This window comes from Bradyrhizobium sp. A5 (assembly GCF_042076515.1).
Classification (GTDB): Bacteria; Pseudomonadota; Alphaproteobacteria; order Rhizobiales; family Xanthobacteraceae; genus Bradyrhizobium; species Bradyrhizobium cosmicum.
In genome coordinates, this window is sequence record NZ_CP148990.1 from 6347354 (window position 1) to 6365126 (window position 17773).

General features: G+C 63.9%; 18 protein-coding genes. 4 read left to right on the plus strand and 14 right to left on the minus strand.

The window, feature by feature from the left end:
• The first annotated feature begins 208 nt into the window (after positions 1-208).
• On the plus strand, positions 209-1189 hold the full coding sequence (locus WHZ77_RS30025) for a Bug family tripartite tricarboxylate transporter substrate binding protein (protein ID WP_375311248.1): 981 nt from the start codon (positions 209-211) through the stop codon (positions 1187-1189).
• Between the two features lie 22 nt (positions 1190-1211).
• Here WHZ77_RS30025 and WHZ77_RS30030 read toward each other — a convergent pair whose 3' ends face one another.
• The 6 genes from WHZ77_RS30030 to WHZ77_RS30055 form a co-directional block, all read right to left on the minus strand.
• Positions 1212-1451, minus strand: coding sequence for a DUF3551 domain-containing protein (locus WHZ77_RS30030; RefSeq protein ID WP_375311249.1), 240 nt, complete (start codon positions 1449-1451; stop codon positions 1212-1214).
• A gap of 57 nt (positions 1452-1508) precedes the next feature.
• On the minus strand, positions 1509-1787 hold the full coding sequence (locus WHZ77_RS30035; protein WP_375311250.1) for a DUF3551 domain-containing protein: 279 nt from the start codon (positions 1785-1787) through the stop codon (positions 1509-1511).
• A 224-nt stretch (positions 1788-2011) separates the two neighbouring features.
• A complete protein-coding gene (gene htpG, locus WHZ77_RS30040; RefSeq protein WP_375311251.1) occupies positions 2012-3889 on the minus strand; it encodes a molecular chaperone HtpG in 1878 nt (625 codons plus the stop codon).
• 122 nt (positions 3890-4011) lie between these two features.
• Positions 4012-4416: a hypothetical protein gene (locus WHZ77_RS30045; protein WP_375311252.1), complete on the minus strand. Its 405-nt coding sequence runs from the start codon at positions 4414-4416 to the stop codon at positions 4012-4014.
• Positions 4417-4665: 249 nt separating this feature from the next.
• A complete protein-coding gene (locus WHZ77_RS30050) occupies positions 4666-5280 on the minus strand; it encodes a nuclear transport factor 2 family protein (RefSeq protein ID WP_375311253.1) in 615 nt (204 codons plus the stop codon).
• A 135-nt stretch (positions 5281-5415) separates the two neighbouring features.
• Positions 5416-6222 (minus strand): response regulator, encoded by an 807-nt coding sequence (locus WHZ77_RS30055; protein ID WP_162005992.1) that lies wholly within the window; start codon positions 6220-6222, stop codon positions 5416-5418.
• 219 nt (positions 6223-6441) lie between these two features.
• Here WHZ77_RS30055 and WHZ77_RS30060 point away from each other — a divergent pair, with 219 nt between their 5' ends.
• Together WHZ77_RS30060 and WHZ77_RS30065 are read left to right on the plus strand one after the other, a co-directional pair.
• Entirely contained in the window at positions 6442-6675 is a 234-nt protein-coding gene (locus WHZ77_RS30060) for a NepR family anti-sigma factor (RefSeq protein ID WP_375311254.1), read from the plus strand.
• Complete coding sequence (locus WHZ77_RS30065) at positions 6675-7223, plus strand: sigma-70 family RNA polymerase sigma factor (protein ID WP_151644595.1); 549 nt, start codon at positions 6675-6677, stop codon at positions 7221-7223. The genes WHZ77_RS30060 and WHZ77_RS30065 overlap by 1 nt, the downstream gene beginning before the upstream one ends.
• A gap of 71 nt (positions 7224-7294) precedes the next feature.
• On the opposite strand, the gene WHZ77_RS30070 is transcribed toward WHZ77_RS30065, so the two are convergent.
• The 8 genes from WHZ77_RS30070 to WHZ77_RS30105 form a co-directional block, all read right to left on the minus strand.
• Entirely contained in the window at positions 7295-7993 is a 699-nt protein-coding gene (locus WHZ77_RS30070; RefSeq protein WP_375311255.1) for a nitroreductase, read from the minus strand.
• A 71-nt stretch (positions 7994-8064) separates the two neighbouring features.
• On the minus strand, positions 8065-9309 hold the full coding sequence (locus tag WHZ77_RS30075) for an acyl-CoA dehydrogenase (protein ID WP_375311256.1): 1245 nt from the start codon (positions 9307-9309) through the stop codon (positions 8065-8067).
• A 9-nt stretch (positions 9310-9318) separates the two neighbouring features.
• Entirely contained in the window at positions 9319-10563 is a 1245-nt protein-coding gene (locus tag WHZ77_RS30080) for an acyl-CoA dehydrogenase (RefSeq protein ID WP_375311257.1), read from the minus strand.
• A gap of 148 nt (positions 10564-10711) precedes the next feature.
• Entirely contained in the window at positions 10712-11839 is a 1128-nt protein-coding gene (locus WHZ77_RS30085) for an acyl-CoA dehydrogenase family protein (protein WP_375311258.1), read from the minus strand.
• A gap of 146 nt (positions 11840-11985) precedes the next feature.
• The gene (locus WHZ77_RS30090; protein ID WP_375311259.1) at positions 11986-13857 is read right to left on the minus strand and encodes an AMP-binding protein; all 1872 of its coding nucleotides are present in this window, start codon (positions 13855-13857) and stop codon (positions 11986-11988) included.
• A gap of 43 nt (positions 13858-13900) precedes the next feature.
• On the minus strand, positions 13901-14707 hold the full coding sequence (locus tag WHZ77_RS30095; protein WP_375311260.1) for an enoyl-CoA hydratase/isomerase family protein: 807 nt from the start codon (positions 14705-14707) through the stop codon (positions 13901-13903).
• A 201-nt stretch (positions 14708-14908) separates the two neighbouring features.
• Complete coding sequence (locus WHZ77_RS30100) at positions 14909-15667, minus strand: SDR family NAD(P)-dependent oxidoreductase (RefSeq protein ID WP_375311261.1); 759 nt, start codon at positions 15665-15667, stop codon at positions 14909-14911.
• A 54-nt stretch (positions 15668-15721) separates the two neighbouring features.
• Positions 15722-16300, minus strand: a complete 579-nt coding sequence (locus WHZ77_RS30105; RefSeq protein ID WP_375314847.1) for a TetR family transcriptional regulator — start codon at positions 16298-16300, stop codon at positions 15722-15724.
• A gap of 236 nt (positions 16301-16536) precedes the next feature.
• On the opposite strand from WHZ77_RS30105, the gene WHZ77_RS30110 reads away from it, so the two are divergent.
• Positions 16537-17709: an acetyl-CoA C-acetyltransferase gene (locus tag WHZ77_RS30110; protein ID WP_375311262.1), complete on the plus strand. Its 1173-nt coding sequence runs from the start codon at positions 16537-16539 to the stop codon at positions 17707-17709.
• Positions 17710-17773 lie beyond the last annotated feature (64 nt).

The window sequence follows — 17773 nt, forward strand, 5'->3', positions numbered from 1 at the left end:
GCGGTAGTCTAATCCGCGCGCCCTGCCCAGATGTTAAGAGACAAGGTAAAAGCCGGTTAGTGCACGATTAACTCCAGTCATCCTTTACCAAGCCGACGGGATCGGCGTGCGGTCTGTCGCGATTCTTGCGATAGCGAAGCGACGAGGCCGAATGCTGCGCTCACCTTCCATTCCTTCTACGAGCGGTGCAGCGGGAGCGGAGACGCGGATGATCACCAAACGCCATTTCCTTCAGACCGCGGCTTTTGTCGCAACGGCGTTCGCCGCGCCGCGCGCATTTGCGATCGGCAATCCCTCCTATCCCTCGCGCAGCGTGAAGTGGGTGGTGCCTTATGCGGCGGGCGGCGCGACCGACGTGCTGTCGCGGCTGCTGTGCCAGCGCTTGTCCGACCGGCTCGGCCAGACCTTCGTGGTCGAGAACAAGCCTGGCGCCGGCAGCAACATCGGGACACAAGCGGTGATCACGTCCGCGCCCGACGGTTACACGCTGCTGCTGACCTCGACCGCCAATGCGATCAACGCCTCGTTCGATCCGGCACTGCCGTATGATTTCGCCAAGGGCATCGCGCCGGTCGCGGGTGTCGCCCGGATTCCGCTGGTACTGGTCGTCAACAGCGACCTACCGGTGAAGACCGTCGCCGACTTCGTCGCCTACGCCAAGGCCAATCCCGGCAAGATGTCGATCGCCTCCTCCGGCATCGGCACGTCGCTGCATCTCTCGGGCGAGCTGTTCAAGTCGATGGCCGGCGTGCAGTTCGCCCACGTACCCTATCGCGGCTCGGCGCCGGGATTGACCGACGTCGTGAGCGGCCAGATCCAGGGCATGTTCGACAACGTCACCTCGTCCTTCGAGCTGGTGCGCGCCGGCAAGCTCCGCGCACTCGGCGTGACCACGCGCGACCGCTCGGAGATTCTGCCCGACGTGCCGCCGATCGCCGAGACACTTCCAGGCTATGAGACGAGTTCATTCTACGGCGTCGGCGCGCCGCACGACACGCCGCGCGAGATCGTCGACTTGCTCAATCGCGAGATCGACACTGCGCTGTCCGACGCCGAGATCAAGGCCCGCGTCGCCGAACTCGGCGCAATCCCGCTGCATGGCAATGCTGGCGAGTTCGGCAGCATGCTGACGGCGGAGACCGACCGCTGGCGCAAGGTGGTGGAGCTGTCGGGGATCAGGAAGGAGTAGCTTGCGGACGGTGGCCCCGGCGCTAACCACGTCTCCTGCCGTGCGGGCGCGGTACATAGACCGGATAATAAGGATTGAGATCGCAGGTCGCGGCGCGGCCTGTCGCGGTGGCGCGGCACTGCGGCAGCGAGGTGAAGGAGCAGTCGTACCACTCCCCGCCGCCGCCGCTCGCGCCGGAATAGACGTGCATGCAGACGGGATAGCGGGGGTCGAAGGTCTGCGCATGCGACGGTGTAGCCGCGAGCAATACACCGGCGATCATGGCCAGACTGAAGGAACAACGCTTGAAAAACATCCCGAGACGCCGCATCGCCGACCGCTAGTGCTCTTTCTTGTGACGACGGCGCGGGGCCGGCGGCGGTTCGTCGAAGGCGTAATAGGGATTGACGTCGCAGCTCGCGGAGCGGCCCGAAGCCGTCGCACGGCACTGCGGGATCGAGGTAAATGAGCAGTCGTAATAGTCGCCGCCCCCGCCCCAGCCACCCGGCGAGTAGACGTGCATGCACACCGGATAGCGCGGATCATAGGTCTGGGCGCTGGCGTCTGCCGCGACGAACAGCGTGGCAATCGCGGTGAGGGTCAGGATCGGCAAGCGCATGGAAACATCCTCGAATCGATGGCGTCGGCGGAACTGGTGCCGACCGCCTCCTATGGCACAACACCACGCCGGAGGCGACTGTTCCCGGAACCATATGACGGCAAGGTGAGTGGGTGCGTGATCCACCGCATGGACGCGACCAATTGGCGTTGTCGCCCCCGTCACGGCCTTTGCGCCTCGCGCGCAGTCGTCAGGCCGGGGCATGACGACTGCGCCAGATGACGCTATCCGCCGAGTCCCTGCAAGACCAGCCGGTTCAACCGTGAGGCAAACGCGGCGGGGTCCTCCGGCAGCTCGCCGTCCAGAATCTGCGCCTGTTCGAGCAGGAGCAGGCTGAGATCGTCGACGTCCCTGGAGCCGGCCTGCGCCCTGGTGATCGCCGTGACCATCGGGTGGCGCAGATTGATCTCGAGGATCGGCCTGGTGCGCATGCCGCGGTTCTGCTGCGACAGGATGCGCTCGAGCTCGCGGCTCGGACCCTGGCTGTCGGCAACGAGGCAGGAGGCCGAACTGGTGAGGCGCGTTGAGGCCTTGACGTCGGTCACACGCTCGCCGAGCGCCGCCTTGATCACAGCGATGGTGGCGGCTTCATCCGCCGCCGGCTCGTCCTTTTTGGTCTCGTCCGTCTCGTCGGTGCGCGGGATCAGGTCGAGATTGAGATCGCCCTGGCTCAGCGACTTCATCGGCTTGCCGTCGAATTCCGTCGGCATCGAGGTCCAGAACGCGTCGACGGGATCGGACAGCAGCAGCACCTCGATGCCGCGCGCGGTCGCAGCTTCCAGCCGCGGATTGGACTTCAGCCGCTCGATGCTGTCGCCGACGAGGTAGTAGATCTCGGTCTGGTTCGGCTTAAACCCGGCGACGACGTCTTTCAGCGAGCGCTTCTCGCCCGTGGTGGTGGTGAAGCGCGACAGCGCGAGCAGCTTTTCGCGGCGCTCAAAATCCTCGTAGATGCCTTCCTTCAGCACCGCGCCAAAAGCGTCCCATATCCTGGTAAAATTCTCCGGGTCCTTGTCGGCGAGGCTTTCCAGCTCGGACACGAGACGCGTCGCCACGGCTTTGCGGATCTGCGCGAGCTGCGGATTGTTCTGCAGCATCTCGCGCGAGATGTTGAGCGGCAGATCCTCGCTGTCGACGACGCCGCGGATGAAGCGCAAGTACCCCGGCAGCAGATCGGCATCGTCGGTGATGAAGACGCGGCGGACATAGAGCTTGACGCGCCCCTTGCGCGAGGGCTCGAACAGGTCGAACGGCTTGGTCGACGGTGCAAACAGCAACACGGCGTAGGAATAACGGCCCTCGGCGCGATAGTGCAGCGTCATCGCAGGATCGTCGAAGGCGGACGCGATCTGCTGATATGCCTTTTTGTAGTCCTCCGGCGTCAACTCGGATTTCGAGCGCTGCCACAGCGCGCTCGCCGAATTGATCTGGCGTGGTTCGCCCTCTTCCGGCACGAGCTCGATCGGGAAGAGAATGTTGTCGGAATAGGCACTGATGATGCGCTCGATCTCGTAGGCCTCGAGATACTTCTTCGCGTCGTCCTTCAAGTGCAGGACGATCTCGGTGCCGCGCGCCACGCGCGCTGCGTCCTCGTCGCTGGCCCGTGCAATCTCGAAACCGGAGCCGCCGGATGACGTCCAGGTCCAGACGTCGCTCTCGCCGGCGCGGCGGCTGAGCACCACGATCCTCTCGGCCACCATGAAGGCGGAATAGAAGCCGACGCCGAACTGGCCGATCAGGCCGAGGCCTTCCTTGGCCTCCTTCAGCTTCGAGACGAAGGCCTTGGTGCCGGAGCGCGCGATGGTGCCAAGATGGTCGATCAGCTCCTGCCGCTCCATGCCGATACCGTTGTCGGCGATCGTGAGCGTTCCAGCCGCCTTGTTCGGAATGATGCGGATCTTGAGGGCGTCGCCCTCGCCGAGCAGGGCCGGATTGGCGATGGCCTCGTAGCGCAGCTTGTCGCAGGCATCCGAGGCGTTGGAGACGAGTTCCCGCAGGAAAATATCGGTCTCGGAATAGACCGAGTGCACCATGAGGTGCAGCAGCTCGGAAACCTCGGCCTGGAATGGCTGCGTATGCGCAGCGGTATCGGACGTCGTCATGCGTTTACCCGGTCAATCAAAAGGGGAAGAAACCCGGGATATAACGCGAGGGGATTGGGGATCAAGTGGACGTGAACCATCGCCCCCGGACAGGAGGACGATTTTTCCACGGCCGCCGCGGATCAGGTCACGCAGCGGCCCGGCTGCAGCAGTTTTGCCACTTCGGTCAGGGAGCTGACCATCGGCTCGCAGGCGATGGTTGGCTTGTTACGGCCCAGCTTCTGATCCTTGAGCAGCGCCGGCGACTTGGCATTGCCGGTCTCGATCACCGCCGGGACCCGCAGCAGCACCGACGTATCGGCTAGGTCGTTCAGCCGCATCGACACGGTGCGGGAGGGAACTCCCTGCTTGAGATCGGCGAGCCGGTCGGACTTGCCGGAGCGATTGACGTTATGGCCGGGCTTGTCGGCCTTGTCGGCGACGGCCTGCCAGCGGTCGGCCAGATCGTGGCCGGAGGCCAGCTGAGCAGCGCCGAGCGCGAAGGTGATCGCGACTGCACCGAAAAATGCTTTGTAAATCTGTGACATGGCTGTCGATCCCTCGCCCCATGGCGATCACGGGAACAACGCAAGGAGACGACCGCAAGTTCTCAGCCGTTAAGATCACTTAACCGTGTGCGAAATATCGCAGGCGGGGCGAAAAATTTTGCAACAACCTGGAACGACTCCGTGGCGTGCGAGTCGTCTCAACAGCCGGCTATTCCCCCCTGCCCCATAAGCCGGCGGCGTAGGGCGCGACTGTGGTGATGCCAGTCGCGCCTTACTTTTGTCTGGCGTCTACTTCGCTTTCCCCGCCAACCACTCCCGCCCTTTACCATAGAGCTTCTCGACCTCCGGTCCGGTGAGGCCCGGCATGTCGCGCTTGACCTGGTAGCCGATCAACTCCTGCATGTAGGCGAGATGGCGGTAGCCTTCGGGCAGCGCGGCGAGCGCATTCTGATCGAGGCGCAGTGTCGCGGCAGGATCGACCGGGTCGATCCGGTCCTTCTCGTAGATCGGCTGGCGGCGGACGATGCCCCAATGGCCAATACCTGATTGGTCATGCCGCTTCTCCAGGAAATCGTAGAAGCGGCCGGTGCAGACGACGTCGCAAACCACGTCATGCACCGGGGCACGCTGCGAGATCGTCATCTTGGTTTGTGCGATGGCCCGCTCGCCGGCGAGGTCGATGCTGGTGCCGCCGAGGAAATGCAGGATGCGCACGCCCCTAGCAAATCCCTCCTGGCTGACGCGCATGAAATCCCGCGCCGGCCCCTGAAACCAGGTGGCGGACATCCAGCCCTCGTCGTGCCAGACGGTCGCAAAGCGTTCCCAGTCGCCGGCGTCGCGCCACACCGCCCAATTTTCGACGAGGTCGCGGATCGCGAGGCGGTCGAGCAGCGCTTGGTCCATGGGCACATCTCCGATTGGGCAATGCACGAGGTATGAGCGGCGAATTCGATGGCCGTCAAGCGCGCAAGCGGACAAGAAAAATCCGGCGTGCCTTGCAGCACGCCGGATCGGCTAATTCGCCAAATAGTGCCTTGTTTACGCCGCCGGCGCCTTGGGCGCGCGGTTGCGCGAGTTGCGCTGGAAGAACAGGGCCTGGCTCGCCACAGCAGACACCATCGCGGGCTGGAACGGTTTTGAGATCAGGAACGCCGGCTCGGGTCGCTCGCCGGTCAGGAAGCGCTCGGGATAGGCGGTGATGAACACCACCGGCACCTCGAACGTCTTCAGCAGCTCGTTGACGGCGTCGAGGCCTGACGAGCCGTCGGCGAGCTGGATATCGGCCAGGATCAGGCCCGGACGCTTGTTCTTGGCCAGCGCCACCGCGTCGGCATGGGTGCGCGCGACGCCGACGACATTGTGGCCGAGGTTCTTCACCAGGCTCTCGAGGTCCATGGCGATGAAGGTCTCGTCCTCGATAATCAGCACGTCGGTGGCGATCTCGGCCGCCATCTCGCGTCCCGCGGCGTCGGCAAGCCGCCGAGTCTCGGCGACGTCGGTGCCGAGCACGTAGGCGACTTCCTCTTCCGAAAATCCCTCGAGCGAGAGCAGCAGGAACGCCTGCCGCGGCAGCGGCGTGATGTTCGAGAGCCGGCGCTCCGGCGGCATCGGCAGCGTCGCCACTTCGGCGTCGTCATTGACCGACACCGAATTCCAGATCTGGGTGAACAACCGGAACAGGCCGGCTCGTGGCCCGTGGCTCTCGTCGAGCACCGAAGGATCCCCCAGCATGGCTTCCAACATGGCTGCGACATAGGCGTCACCGGAGGCCTGGCTGCCCGTCAGGGCGCGCGCATACCGGCGCAACAACGGCAAGTGTTCAGCAACAAGCTGCGAACGGGACATCCCCACTCCATTCATTCGGGCCAACCTTGAAAATCTGGAACTGCGAGGGGAGGCCCGGGTTCCCCTACTGGGGCTGATGACGCCCCAGAATGAGAAAAGTTCCCTTGATCCGGGAACTTTTTGTCGAACCTGGAATTGAACTCGTCCAGGGAACGGCTCCCGGTTGAGAGAACTTCTCGATTTTACAGTTACTTAACTCGGGGAAACGTGGAACAGGTCATGAAAGATCTCAAGTCTCAAGTCAGCAAAAGCACGACCCCCGGCAAGGGAGGCCTAACTCCGGAGATTCAGTCCCGGATCGGGCACCAGCTGCGCGCCATGTACGACGACGTAGTACGGCAGGGGGTTCCGGACCGGTTCGCGGAACTGATCAAGAAGCTTGATGCGCCGGGAGGCGCACCCCAAGTGGAAGACGACGGGGGCTCCAACGACAACAACAATGGGAGGGATTAATGCCTCTCACGGACTCCCTGCGTGACGACATCCTCGCGGCCGTGCCCAGTTTGCGCGCGTTCGCGATTTCGCTAAGCGGCAATGCGGACCGCGCCGACGATCTGGTGCAGGAAACGCTGTTGCGTGCGCTCGCCAACATCGATTCGTTTCAGCCCGGCTCGAACCTGCCGGCATGGCTGTTCACGATCCTGCGTAACCTGTTCCGCTCCGACTATCGCAAGCGGCGGCGGGAGGTGGAGGATGCCGAAGGCAACTATGCCAAGACGCTGAAGACGCAGCCTTCGCAGAACGCCCATCTCGAGTTCGAGGAGTTTCGCGGCGCGCTCGAGAAGCTTCCGCAGGACCAGCGCGAAGCGCTCATCCTGGTGGGCGCCTCCGGCTTCTCCTATGAGGACGCGGCCTCGATCTGCGGCTGTGCGGTCGGCACGATCAAGAGTCGCGTCAATCGCGCGCGCTCGAAGCTCGCCGCGCTGCTCTATGTCGACGGCGCCGAAGACTTCGGGCCCGACGAGACCATTCGCGCCGTGATCGGCGGCAGCGGCGGATAGCGACAGGCGTCAACCGATCCCCGACTCGACGTGAAGGCGGCCGTTCTCGCGGCCGCCTTCGCGCGTCTCGATCACTCGTCCACGAACGTCGCCGTTTCAGCCACGCTCGCACGCGAGGTACGGTAGCTGTTCACCTTGTGCGCGTTGTCGGCATAGCCGAACGAGATGCCGCAGACGATGCGGCGGTCATCGGGCAAATTGAAGTGACGGCGGATCAGGCCGGAATGGCGCGCAATCGCCGCCTGCGGAATGGTGCCGAGTCCGAGCGCCTGCGCCGCCAGCATGAAGTTCGAGACATAGGCGCCGCAATCGATCGCACCGTAGATACCGAGCGGTTCATTGGTGTGAATGATCGCGACATGCGGCGCGCCGAAGAAATTGTAATTCTCCAGCGCCTGCTTGGCGTAGGCGCTTCTGTCGCCTCGGGCGATCCCGAGCGTATTGTAGAGCTGGAAGCCGCTTTCGCGACGGCGTTCCAGATAGACGCCGACATACTCGCGCGGCGGAGTGAAGTCGTAATCATCGCCCAATCCGCCCGACGCTTCCTTGTAGATCAGCTGGCGAAAGCGCTCCTTGGCTTCGCCACTGGCGATGATGACCTGCCACGGCTGGCTGTTGCACCAGGACGCCGTACGCTGCGCCGTCGTCAGCACATGCTCGATCGTCGCGCGATCGACTTGCTTCGGCAGGAAGGCGCGGACGGAATAGCGCTCGTTGAGGAGCTGTTCGAGCACGCCGATGCGGTCGGTCTGATTCACTTTTGCGTCCATTGCCTAACTCGCCTTTCGGTCCCGGCCGCCCGCAGCGCACAGTGATGCGGGCGGCCGGGACACAATACCTCTTATCTACCCTTGGTCGGGATCTTGTTAAACGGCACGTCCTTGTCGACGCGAATATCTCCCGGCAATCCCAGCACCCGCTCGGCAATGATGTTGCGCAGGATTTCATCGGTGCCGCCGGCGATCCGCATTCCCGGAGCGGACAGCAGCATCTGCTGGAACTGGCCCTGAACGATTTCCTCGGCTTCCCCGGTGAGCACGCCGGCAGTACCCTGGAGGTCCATCGCATAAGCTGCGATGTCCTGCAGCATCACGCCCGACACCAGCTTCCCAATGGAATTCTCAGGACCGGGCCGCTCCCCCTTCGACAGCGCCGAGATCGCCCGGTAGCTCGTGTATTTCAGCCCGCTCGATTTCACCGCCCAGTTCGCCAGTTTCGAGCGAACGGCGGGATCGTCGATAGCCAGTCCATCTTCCAGCATCAGGTTCGAACAGAACTCGAACAGTTCAGGGACACCGGTCGCAAGCCGCGCACCAATCGACATGCGTTCGTTCATCAGCGTGGTCAGCGAGACGCTCCAGCCCTCGCCGACGGCGCCAAGCCGCTGGCTGTCGGGAATCACGACGTCCGTGAAATAGACCTCGTTGAATTCCTGCATGCCGTTGGCTTGCCTGATCGGTCGCACTTCCACACCCTTGCTCTTCATGTCCAGGAAGAACATGGTGAGGCCCTTGTGCTTGGGCACGTTCGGATCCGTGCGGGTGATCAGCAGGCCGTAATCGGAATAGTGCGCGCCGGAGGTCCAGATCTTCTGGCCATTGACGATCCAGTTATCGCCTTGTTTTTCTGCGCGGGTTCGTAGTCCGGCGACATCGGAGCCGCCAGCTGGCTCCGAGAACAACTGGCACCAGATCTCCTCGCCGGAGGCGAGCTTCGGCAGATAGCGGCGCTTGGCCTCTTCACTGCCCCATGCCATCACGGTCGGGCCGCACATGCCCTCGCCAATCTGGAACGGCTGCGTCAGCTTGCCGTAGACACCCTCTTCCTGCTGCCAAATCACCTTCTCGATCGGTGTCGCGCCGCGGCCGCCATATTCCTTCGGCCAATGCAGGCAGGCCCAATTGCCTTCGAACTTCTTCTTCTGCCAGGCCTTGCCGACCGCGACCATATCGTGCTTGGCGAGCCGGATGCGGCCGAGCGAGGACTTCGACAATTCCGCCTCGAACTCCTTCGGCGCGTTGGCGGCGACCCATTTGCGCGCGGTGGCGCGAAATTCCGCTTCCTGCGGAGTGTCGTCGAAATTCATGATGGACCTCTACCCTCTTCCCTTCGTCGGGATCTTGTTGAACGGCACGTCCTTGTCGACACGGATATCGCCGGGCAGGCCCAGCACCCGCTCGGCGATGATGTTGCGCATGATCTCGTCGGTGCCACCTTCGACCCGCGTACCCGGCGCACGCAACAGCATCGCCTGGAAGCGGCCGGCGAGTTCGGCGTCCTCGCCGCTAAGCACTCCGCTCGCACCCTGCAAGTCCAATGCATAGGTCGCGACGTCCTGGATCATGGAGCCCGCCACCAGCTTGCCGATCGAATTTTCCGGTCCCGGCCGCTCGCCCTTCGACAGCGCCGAGATCGCGCGCATGCTGGTGTATTTCAGCCCGCTCGCCTTCACCGCCCAGTTCGCCAGCTTCGAGCGCACCGCGCGATCCTCGATCGCCGGACCATCATCCAGCATCAGGCTGGAGCAATATTCGAACAGCTCCGGGAAACCGGTCGAGACGGCCGCGCCGATCGCGCTGCGCTCGTTCATCAGCGTGGTCAGCGAGACGTTCCAGCCGTCACCGACCTCGCCGAGGCGCTGGTGATCGGGAATGCGGACATTGGTGAAATAGACCTCGTTGAAGTCGGAGGCTCCGCTCGCCTGCTTGATCGGGCGCACCTCGACGCCCGGGCTCTTCATGTCGAGGAAGAACATGGTGAGGCCCTTGTGCTTGGGCACGGTCGGATCGGTGCGGGTCAAGAGGATGCCATAGTCGGAATAATGCGCGCCTGAGGTCCAGATCTTCTGGCCGTTGATGACCCAATCGTCGCCATCCTTCTCGGCGCGCGTGCGCAGGCCTGCGACGTCGGAGCCGCCGGCAGGTTCGGAGAACAGCTGGCACCAGACCTTTTCGCCGGAGGCGAGTGGCGGCAGATAGGTGCGCTTATGCTCCTCGCGCGCGAACGCCATCATGGTCGGCCCGCACATACCGTGTCCGATGATGAACATGCGTGACAGCTGGCCGAACGGCCCCTCTTCCTGCTGCCAGATCACACGCTCGATCGGCGACGAGCCACGACCGCCATACTCCTTCGGCCAGTGCAGGCAGGCCCAGCCGGCGTCGGCCTTCTTCTTCTGCCAGGCCTTTGCGACCTCGAGAATGTTGCCGTTCTTGAGCACGGTGCGGCCGAGCGAGGATTTGCGCAGATCCTCCTCGTATTGTTTGGGCGCGTTGGCGCCGATCCAGGCGCGTGCGGTGGCGCGAAATTCGGCTTCCTGCGGGGTGTCGTCGAAGTTCATGACGGTTCTCTTGTCTTCGTAGGGTGGGTTAGCCGAAGGCGTAACCCACCACTTCTCCAGAGTGTCGTTCGCGGTTGGATGGTGGGTTACGCGGAGCGGCTTGCGCTTTGCGCAACCCGCTCCGCTGACCCGCCCTACGCACCGTTCGCTACGCCGCGTTCTTCTTGCGCATGCGGTCGATCAACTGGTCTTCCCAATAAGTGAGGCTGCCGAGCCCGAGCGCCATGGCGTTGGCGCGGCGGTAATACATGTGGCAGTCGAACTCCCAGGTGAACCCCATGCCGCCGTGAACCTGGATGTTGTTCTTGGCGCAGTGCTGGAACGCCTGCGTCGCGCTGATGCGCGCAGCCGCGGCGGCTTCAGGCAACTCGGCGGCGTTGGTCGAGAGCGCCCAGGCGCCGTAATAGCTGTTGGAGCGCGCCAGCGTCGCCGACACATACATGTCGGCCAGCATGTGCTTGACCGCCTGGAACGAGCCGATCTGGCGGCCGAAGGCGATGCGGTCGAGCGCGTAGTCGCGGCCCATCTCCAGCGCGCGATCGGAGCCGCCGACCTGCTCGAAGGCGCAGAGCACGGCGGCGCGGTCGAGCACCTGGGTGAGGATGCTCCAGCCTTCGCCGGCGGCGCCCAGCGGCTCCGCCTTGCAGTTCGTGAAGGCGATCTCGGCCTGTCCGCGGGTCGGATCGAGGTTGGTGAGACTCTTCACCTCGACGCCGCCTGCCTTGAGATCGACCAGGAACAGCGAGATGTCGCCGTCGCGACCGCTCGATCCCGTGCGCGCGGCAACCACTGCGACGTCGGCAATCGCGCCATCGGCCACCGGCTTCTTGACGCCGTTGAGCACACCATTCGCAGCCGTCAGCTTGATGGCCTTCGGCGACGGATTGCCCTTGCCTTCGAACAGCGCCAGCGTGCCGATCGCCTCGCCCGAGGCAATCGCCGGCAGCCACTTCTTCTTCTGCGCGTCGCTGCCCGCGATCAGCAGCGCTTCGGCGGCAAGATAGACGGTCGAGGAGAACGGCACCGGCGCATTGGCTCGGCCCATTTCCTCGGCGATTACGCACAGCTCGAGATGACCGGCACCGGCGCCGCCGAATTCCTCGGGGATTGCGACGCCGAGAAAGCCCATCTCGGCGAGGCCCTTCCACAACTCCTTGTCGTAGGGCGCGTTGCCGTCGAGCACGACGCGCACGGCCTTGGGCGAGCATTTTTCGGTGAGGAATTTGCGCGCCTGGTCGCGGAGCTGCTTCTGGTCGTCGGAGAAATCAAAATTCATGGCGGGCTACCTTTGTTTATTCATCTTCATTTTGTGCCGTCCTTCCGGGGCGCGAGCCCGGAATCCATAACCACCAGCCGGGGTTATGGATTCCGGGCCTGGCCCTTCGGGCCATCCCGGAATGACGAGGTGATAGAGACGGGTCTTCATCGCAGCACAATCACATCCTGATCCGGCTTGTCCGCATAGAGCCGCGCCACCAGCGCGGCGCGGCGCTCGAGGCCGGCGCGCTGGTTGATGTAACCCTTGTCGGTGAGCTCGTTGCCGTCGATCGAGGGCGGCTCGGCCATCAGCATGGCGCGGGCGATGATGCGGCTGCTGGCGCCTTCGCACTCCCTGTTGTGAGCTTCGAGCCCACGCCTGAAGCAGGCGATCACCTCCGGATGCCTCACCGCATCGTCGAAGCTGAGATCAGGATTGCCGACAAGCTGGCGGCAGGCATGCAGGTTCGGCCAGGCCAAGAGGCCGATGAAGGCACGATCCTGTCCCGCCACCAGCGCGTCATGCACGACCGGCGTTGCGGCCGCGATCGCGTCGGTGCGCAGCGAGCCGACATGGACGAAGGTGCCGGTGGTGAGCTTGAAATCCTCCACGACACGGCCGGCAAAGATGATGCCCTTCACCGGATCGGTATCGTCGACGAAAATGCCGGCGTCGCCGATGCAGTAGAAGCCTTCCTCGTCGAACATCTTCTTCGTCAGGTCAGGCTGGCCGAAATAGCCAGGCGTGACGTTGACGCCGCGAAGGCGCAGTTCGTATTTCGAGCCACACGGCACCATCTTCAGTTCGACGCCGGGGAATGGCAGACCGATCAGGCCGACGCGCTCGGTGTTCCAATAGGTGCCCGTCGAGGTCGGCGCGGTCTCGGTCGAGCCCCAGCCGGTGTAGAACACGATGCGCTCGCCGGTGGTCTTCACCGCAAGGGCCTGCATGCGGTCGTAGAGATCGTCGGGCAGCCGCGCGCCGCCATAGGCCATGATCGAGAGGTTCTTGAAGAACGAGCGGCACAGCGCGTCGTCCTTCTCCATCGCCGCCGCGAGCGCTGCATAGCCGGCCGGCACGTTCGCGTAATAGGTCGGCGAGATCTCGCGCAAATTTCGCAGCGTCTCCTCGAACTGGCCCGGCATCGGCCGGCCGTCGTCGATATAGAGCGTACCGCCGTCGACCAGCACCGGATGGAACGCGGCATTGCCGCCCATGGTGTGATTCCACGGCATCCAGTCCAGCATGGTCGAGATTGGACCGTCGGGATCGCGCGGCCGCACCTGCATCATCATCGCCGCATTGGCGCACATCATCTCCTGCGTGTTGATGACGGCCTTGGGCATGCCGGTCGAGCCGGAAGTGAACAGCAGCTTGCCGACGGTATCGGGTGTAATCTTCGCGATCGACGCCTCGACATCGGCCGTCACCGGCGTTGCCGCGAACTCGGCAAAGCTGACGCTCTTGATGCCGTCGCAGGGGCGCACGACGTGAACGACGGTGACGCCGGTGAGATCGAGCGCCTTCAGCGCCTTTTCGAACGTCGGGCCGTCCTGCACCATCACCACGGCCGGCTTGATCAGGTCGAACAGATACTTCAGCTTGACGTGGTCGTGGCTCATCAACGAATAGGCCGGCGACACCGGCGCTGCCGGCGAGCGCGCCTGCATCGCCGCCTGCGTCATCAGCGCATGCTCGATCGAATTGCTGGAGAGAATCGTGACCGGGCGGCCGTCGAGCCTGAGATTGAGCAGCGCCTGCGTCAGCGCATCGACGGTGCGCTTGGCTTCGCCATACGACACCTTGCGCCATTCGCGGTTCGGACCGCCGCGTTGTGCCAGCCAGATGCGCTCAGGCGCTTGCCTGGCCCATTTCGCGAGCGAGGCGGGAAGATGCTTCTCGTAAGCCTGCAGCGGAATGCGCGACTTCAGCACCACCGTGCCGTCGGCGCGTCGCTCGACATCAATGTCGCGCGCCAGCCACTCCACCTTGCGAAAGGCGGGCTTCGTCATCACCGCCGCCGCGCTTCCACTCATTTTGCGTCTCCCGGAATTACTGTCCTTTGCGGATCTTTGTCGTTCAGCGCTTGATATAGACAGGCTTTCGCTTCTCAAGGAAGGCCCTGATGCCTTCCGAAAATTCCTCGGAGCGGCTGCACAGGACCTGGTTGCGGTCCTCCATCGCGATCACGGCTTCCAGCGATCCGGCGTCCACGCTCATGTTGAGACATTCCTTGGACAGGCGCAGCCCGACCGGCGAGGCCGTCATCATCGCATCGACATAGGGCGCGGCGGCGGCTTCGAGCCTGTCTTCATCGACGACCTCGGAGACGAGCCCGACCGCAAGCGCCCGCTCGGCACCGATGAAGCGCCCCGTGAGGATCAGCTCGGACGCCACGGAGACACCGACGAGCCGCGGCAGAAAATAGCTGGTGCCGATGTCGCAGCCGCCGAGGCCGAGCTTGATGAAGGCGCAGTTCATCCGCGCCGATTTCGTCGCAATGCGGATGTCGGAGGCGAGCGCAAGCGCAAAACCGCCACCGGCAGCCGCGCCCTGCACCAGCGACAGGATCGGCTGCGGGCAGCGCCGCATCAGCATCACGATGTCGGCGATGCGCCGCTGCGAGTCCAGCGACTCCGTGACGTCGGGCGGCTCCTGCTGCCCGGCACGGCGCGCCATCGCAGCCTTGAGGTCGAGGCCTGCGCAGAAGTTCTTGCCGGCGCCCTTGAGCACCACGACGCGGGTGTCGCGGTTGCGCTGCAGGCCCTGGAAGTAGACGTTGAGCGCGTCGATCAGCGCCGGATCGAGCGCATTGAGACTGTCAGGACGATTGAGCGTCACCCGGTCGACGCCGTCGTCATGCTCGATCAGCAGCGGTTGGGGCATGGGGCCTCGTGCTTTCTTGCCACACGGAGATCGTCTCCCACCCTCCCCTGGAGGGGAGGGTCGGCTCACATGAAGCGCAGCGAAATGTGAGACGGGGTGGGGTGACAGTCTCTCCGCATTAAGACACCGCCAGATCACCCCACCCCGCTCGCGCTTCGCGCGATCGACCCTCCCCCTCCAGGGGAGGGTCGGAAAACGAACCTATCGCGGCGCCATCCGGATCGCACCATCCAGACGGATCGTCTCGCCATTCAGCATCGGATTCTCGACGATGTGCACCGCGAGCGAGCCGTACTCCTTGGCATCGCCGAGCCGCGAGGGATGCGGCACTTGGGCGCCCAGGCTCTTGCGGGCTTCCTCGTTCAGACCCATCAGCAGAGGGGTGAAGAACAGGCCCGGCGCGATGGTGTTGACGCGAATCTTCTGACTGGCGAGGTCGCGCGCGGCCGGCAGGGTGAGGCCGACGACGCCGCCCTTCGAGGCCGAATAGGCGATCTGGCCGATCTGGCCTTCATAAGCGGCAACCGAAGCGGTGTTGATGATGACGCCGCGCTCCTCACCGACCGGCTCGATCGTGACGAGACGTTCGGCGAACAGCCGCAGGCAGTTGAAGGTGCCGATCAGATTGACGTTGATGATGCGCGCGAACTTTTCCAAGGGATAGACGCCGTCGCGGCCGACGATGCGCTGCGAGCCGCCGATGCCGGCGCAATTCATCAGCACGCGCGCGACGCCATGCGCGGCTTCCGCCTTGGCGATCGCGGCCTTGATCTGCTCCTCGCTGGTGACGTCGGCGTGGAGCGCGATGCCTTTCACTTCAGCGGCGACCTTCTCGGCGTTGTCCTTGTTCTGGTCGATCACGCCAATCTTGGCGCCCTTGGCCGCCATGGCGCGGGCGGTCGCTTCGCCGAGGCCCGAACCGCCGCCGGTGATGAGAACGGCTACGTCTTTCAATTCCATCGCTTGTACCTTTCCTTGGGCGTTTCTTCTCTAGACTTCAAAGTTTCGACCGGATTATCCGGCCGCGGCAGCTTCCCCGGCTTGCGTGAGGATGCCGCCGCAGATCAGCGTTTCCATGTGCCTGATATATTGCCGGCAGACGTCGTCGGTGACCGGGCCGACGCCGGTCGCGCGCGACATCGCGTGCCGGCCGAAGAACAGGTGATCGCAGGCGCCAATCAGGCTGGTGTAGAACAGCACCGGATCTGTGGCGCGAAACTCGCCGCGGCTGACGCCTTCGGCGAGCAGGCGGCGATGAAAGTCGAGCAGCGGCGCGACGAAGAACTTCGAGACTTCGTCGGCGGAGCCTGCGTTGGTTTCATGCAGGAGATAGTGGATCAGCCGGTTCATGTAGGGGAACCGGTAATAGGCGCGGATGATGCCGGCGATGTGCAGCTTCAGCTTAGCCGTCGAGGCGATCGGCTGCGCCAGCAGATATTCGAGATTGGACATCTCGGTCGCGGCATCCCGCGCGAGCAACGCCAGCAGCAGGCCGTCCTTGTTGCCGAAATGATATTTGACCAGTGCGGCGTTGGCGCCCGACTTCTGGGCGATGTCGCTCAGGGAAATCTCGATCGAGGAACGTTCGATCATCAGCTCGCTCGCGGCCACGAGCAATTTCTCCGCCGTGGAATTCTTTGCGCTGGGGAGCCTGTTCGGTACGCTGGTAGTCACGGAGATCCCTGTTCTCGCCGCTTGAAGCGGGCGCAGATAAGCCGAAGCCGCACCTCATCACAAGAGTTAATTGATCGATTGACTAATCGATATCCCACCCCTTAAATCGCCCCGACAACCCAACTCGATACAGAACAATTCAGGGAGAGACCGAAATGGCCGAGGCATACATCGTCGCCGCTGCGCGTACCGCCGGCGGGCGCAAGGGGGGCCGCCTCGCCGGCTGGCATCCGGCCGATCTCGCCGCCAAGGTACTGGACGAGCTGGTCGACCGCACCAATGTCGATCCCGCCCTCGTCGAGGACGTGATCATGGGCTGCGTCATGCAGGTCGGCGAGCAGTCGAACAACGTCGCCCGCAACGCCATCATGGCCTCGAAGCTGCCGGAGAGCGTTCCTGGCACCTCGATCGACCGCCAGTGCGGTTCGTCGCAGCAGGCGCTGCACTTCGCGGCGCAGGCGGTGATGTCGGGCGCGATGGACGTCGTGATCGCGGCCGGCGTGGAATCGATGACGCGCGTGCCGATGGGGCTGTCGTCGCAGCTCCCGGCCAAGAACGGCTTTGGCAATTACAAGAGCCCTGGCATCGAGCACCGCTATCCGAACATCGTGTTCAGCCAGTTCACCGGCGCCGAGATGATGGCCGAGAAGTACGGCCTGTCCAAGAACGAGCTCGACGAGTACTCCTACAACAGCCATCAGCGCGCGATCGCGGCGACCCAGGCCGGTCACTTCAAGAAGGAGATCGTGCCGCTCGAGATCACCCGCGCCGACGGCAGCAAGGACACCCACCATATCGACGAGGGCATCCGTTTCGACGCCACGCTCGACGGCATCAAGGGCGTCAAGCTGATCGCCGAGAACGGCAAGCTGTCCGCGGCCAGCGCCAGCCAGATCTGCGACGGCGCCTCCGGCGTCATGGTGGTGAACGAGCGCGGCCTGAAGCAGCTCGGCGTGAAGCCGATCGCGCGCATCCATCACATGACCATGATGGGCGGCGACCCCGTCATCATGCTCGACGCGCCCGTGCATGCCACCAAGCGCGCGCTGGAGAAGTCCGGCATGAAGATCGGCGACATCGATCTGTTCGAGGTCAACGAGGCCTTCGCCTCGGTGCCGACCGCGTGGCTGAAGACCACCGGCGCCGATCCGGAGCGCCTCAACGTCAATGGCGGCGCGATCGCGCTCGGCCATCCCCTCGGCGGCTCCGGCACCAAGCTGATGACGACTCTGGTCCACGCCCTGCATCAGCGCGGCAAGCGCTATGGTCTCCAGACCATGTGCGAAGGCGGCGGCATGGCCAACGTGACGATCGTCGAGCGACTTTAAGAAGAAAAGCGAAGAACAAATGGCGAGTGGCGAGTGGTGACAGGAGGCGGCTTCCGCCCCTGTC

What these genes read in the sequence shown, in the direction of transcription:
- WHZ77_RS30070 (WP_375311255.1), bottom strand. Translation starts at nt 7,993, where the DNA reads ATGGACGCAAAAGTGAATCAGACCGACCGCATCGGCGTGCTCGAACAG.
- WHZ77_RS30100 (WP_375311261.1), bottom strand. Translation starts at nt 15,667, where the DNA reads ATGGAATTGAAAGACGTAGCCGTTCTCATCACCGGCGGCGGTTCGGGC.
- WHZ77_RS30085 (WP_375311258.1), bottom strand. Translation starts at nt 11,839, where the DNA reads ATGAATTTTGATTTCTCCGACGACCAGAAGCAGCTCCGCGACCAGGCG.
- WHZ77_RS30110 (WP_375311262.1), top strand. Translation starts at nt 16,537, where the DNA reads ATGGCCGAGGCATACATCGTCGCCGCTGCGCGTACCGCCGGCGGGCGC.
- WHZ77_RS30030 (WP_375311249.1), bottom strand. Translation starts at nt 1,451, where the DNA reads ATGATCGCCGGTGTATTGCTCGCGGCTACACCGTCGCATGCGCAGACC.
- WHZ77_RS30090 (WP_375311259.1), bottom strand. Translation starts at nt 13,857, where the DNA reads ATGAGTGGAAGCGCGGCGGCGGTGATGACGAAGCCCGCCTTTCGCAAG.
- WHZ77_RS30045 (WP_375311252.1), bottom strand. Translation starts at nt 4,416, where the DNA reads ATGTCACAGATTTACAAAGCATTTTTCGGTGCAGTCGCGATCACCTTC.
- WHZ77_RS30035 (WP_375311250.1), bottom strand. Translation starts at nt 1,787, where the DNA reads ATGCGCTTGCCGATCCTGACCCTCACCGCGATTGCCACGCTGTTCGTC.
- WHZ77_RS30105 (WP_375314847.1), bottom strand. Translation starts at nt 16,300, where the DNA reads ATGATCGAACGTTCCTCGATCGAGATTTCCCTGAGCGACATCGCCCAG.
- WHZ77_RS30050 (WP_375311253.1), bottom strand. Translation starts at nt 5,280, where the DNA reads ATGGACCAAGCGCTGCTCGACCGCCTCGCGATCCGCGACCTCGTCGAA.
- WHZ77_RS30060 (WP_375311254.1), top strand. Translation starts at nt 6,442, where the DNA reads ATGAAAGATCTCAAGTCTCAAGTCAGCAAAAGCACGACCCCCGGCAAG.
- WHZ77_RS30080 (WP_375311257.1), bottom strand. Translation starts at nt 10,563, where the DNA reads ATGAACTTCGACGACACCCCGCAGGAAGCCGAATTTCGCGCCACCGCA.
- WHZ77_RS30025 (WP_375311248.1), top strand. Translation starts at nt 209, where the DNA reads ATGATCACCAAACGCCATTTCCTTCAGACCGCGGCTTTTGTCGCAACG.
- WHZ77_RS30055 (WP_162005992.1), bottom strand. Translation starts at nt 6,222, where the DNA reads ATGTCCCGTTCGCAGCTTGTTGCTGAACACTTGCCGTTGTTGCGCCGG.
- htpG (WP_375311251.1), bottom strand. Translation starts at nt 3,889, where the DNA reads ATGACGACGTCCGATACCGCTGCGCATACGCAGCCATTCCAGGCCGAG.
- WHZ77_RS30065 (WP_151644595.1), top strand. Translation starts at nt 6,675, where the DNA reads ATGCCTCTCACGGACTCCCTGCGTGACGACATCCTCGCGGCCGTGCCC.
- WHZ77_RS30075 (WP_375311256.1), bottom strand. Translation starts at nt 9,309, where the DNA reads ATGAATTTCGACGACACTCCGCAGGAAGCGGAATTTCGCGCCACCGCG.
- WHZ77_RS30095 (WP_375311260.1), bottom strand. Translation starts at nt 14,707, where the DNA reads ATGCCCCAACCGCTGCTGATCGAGCATGACGACGGCGTCGACCGGGTG.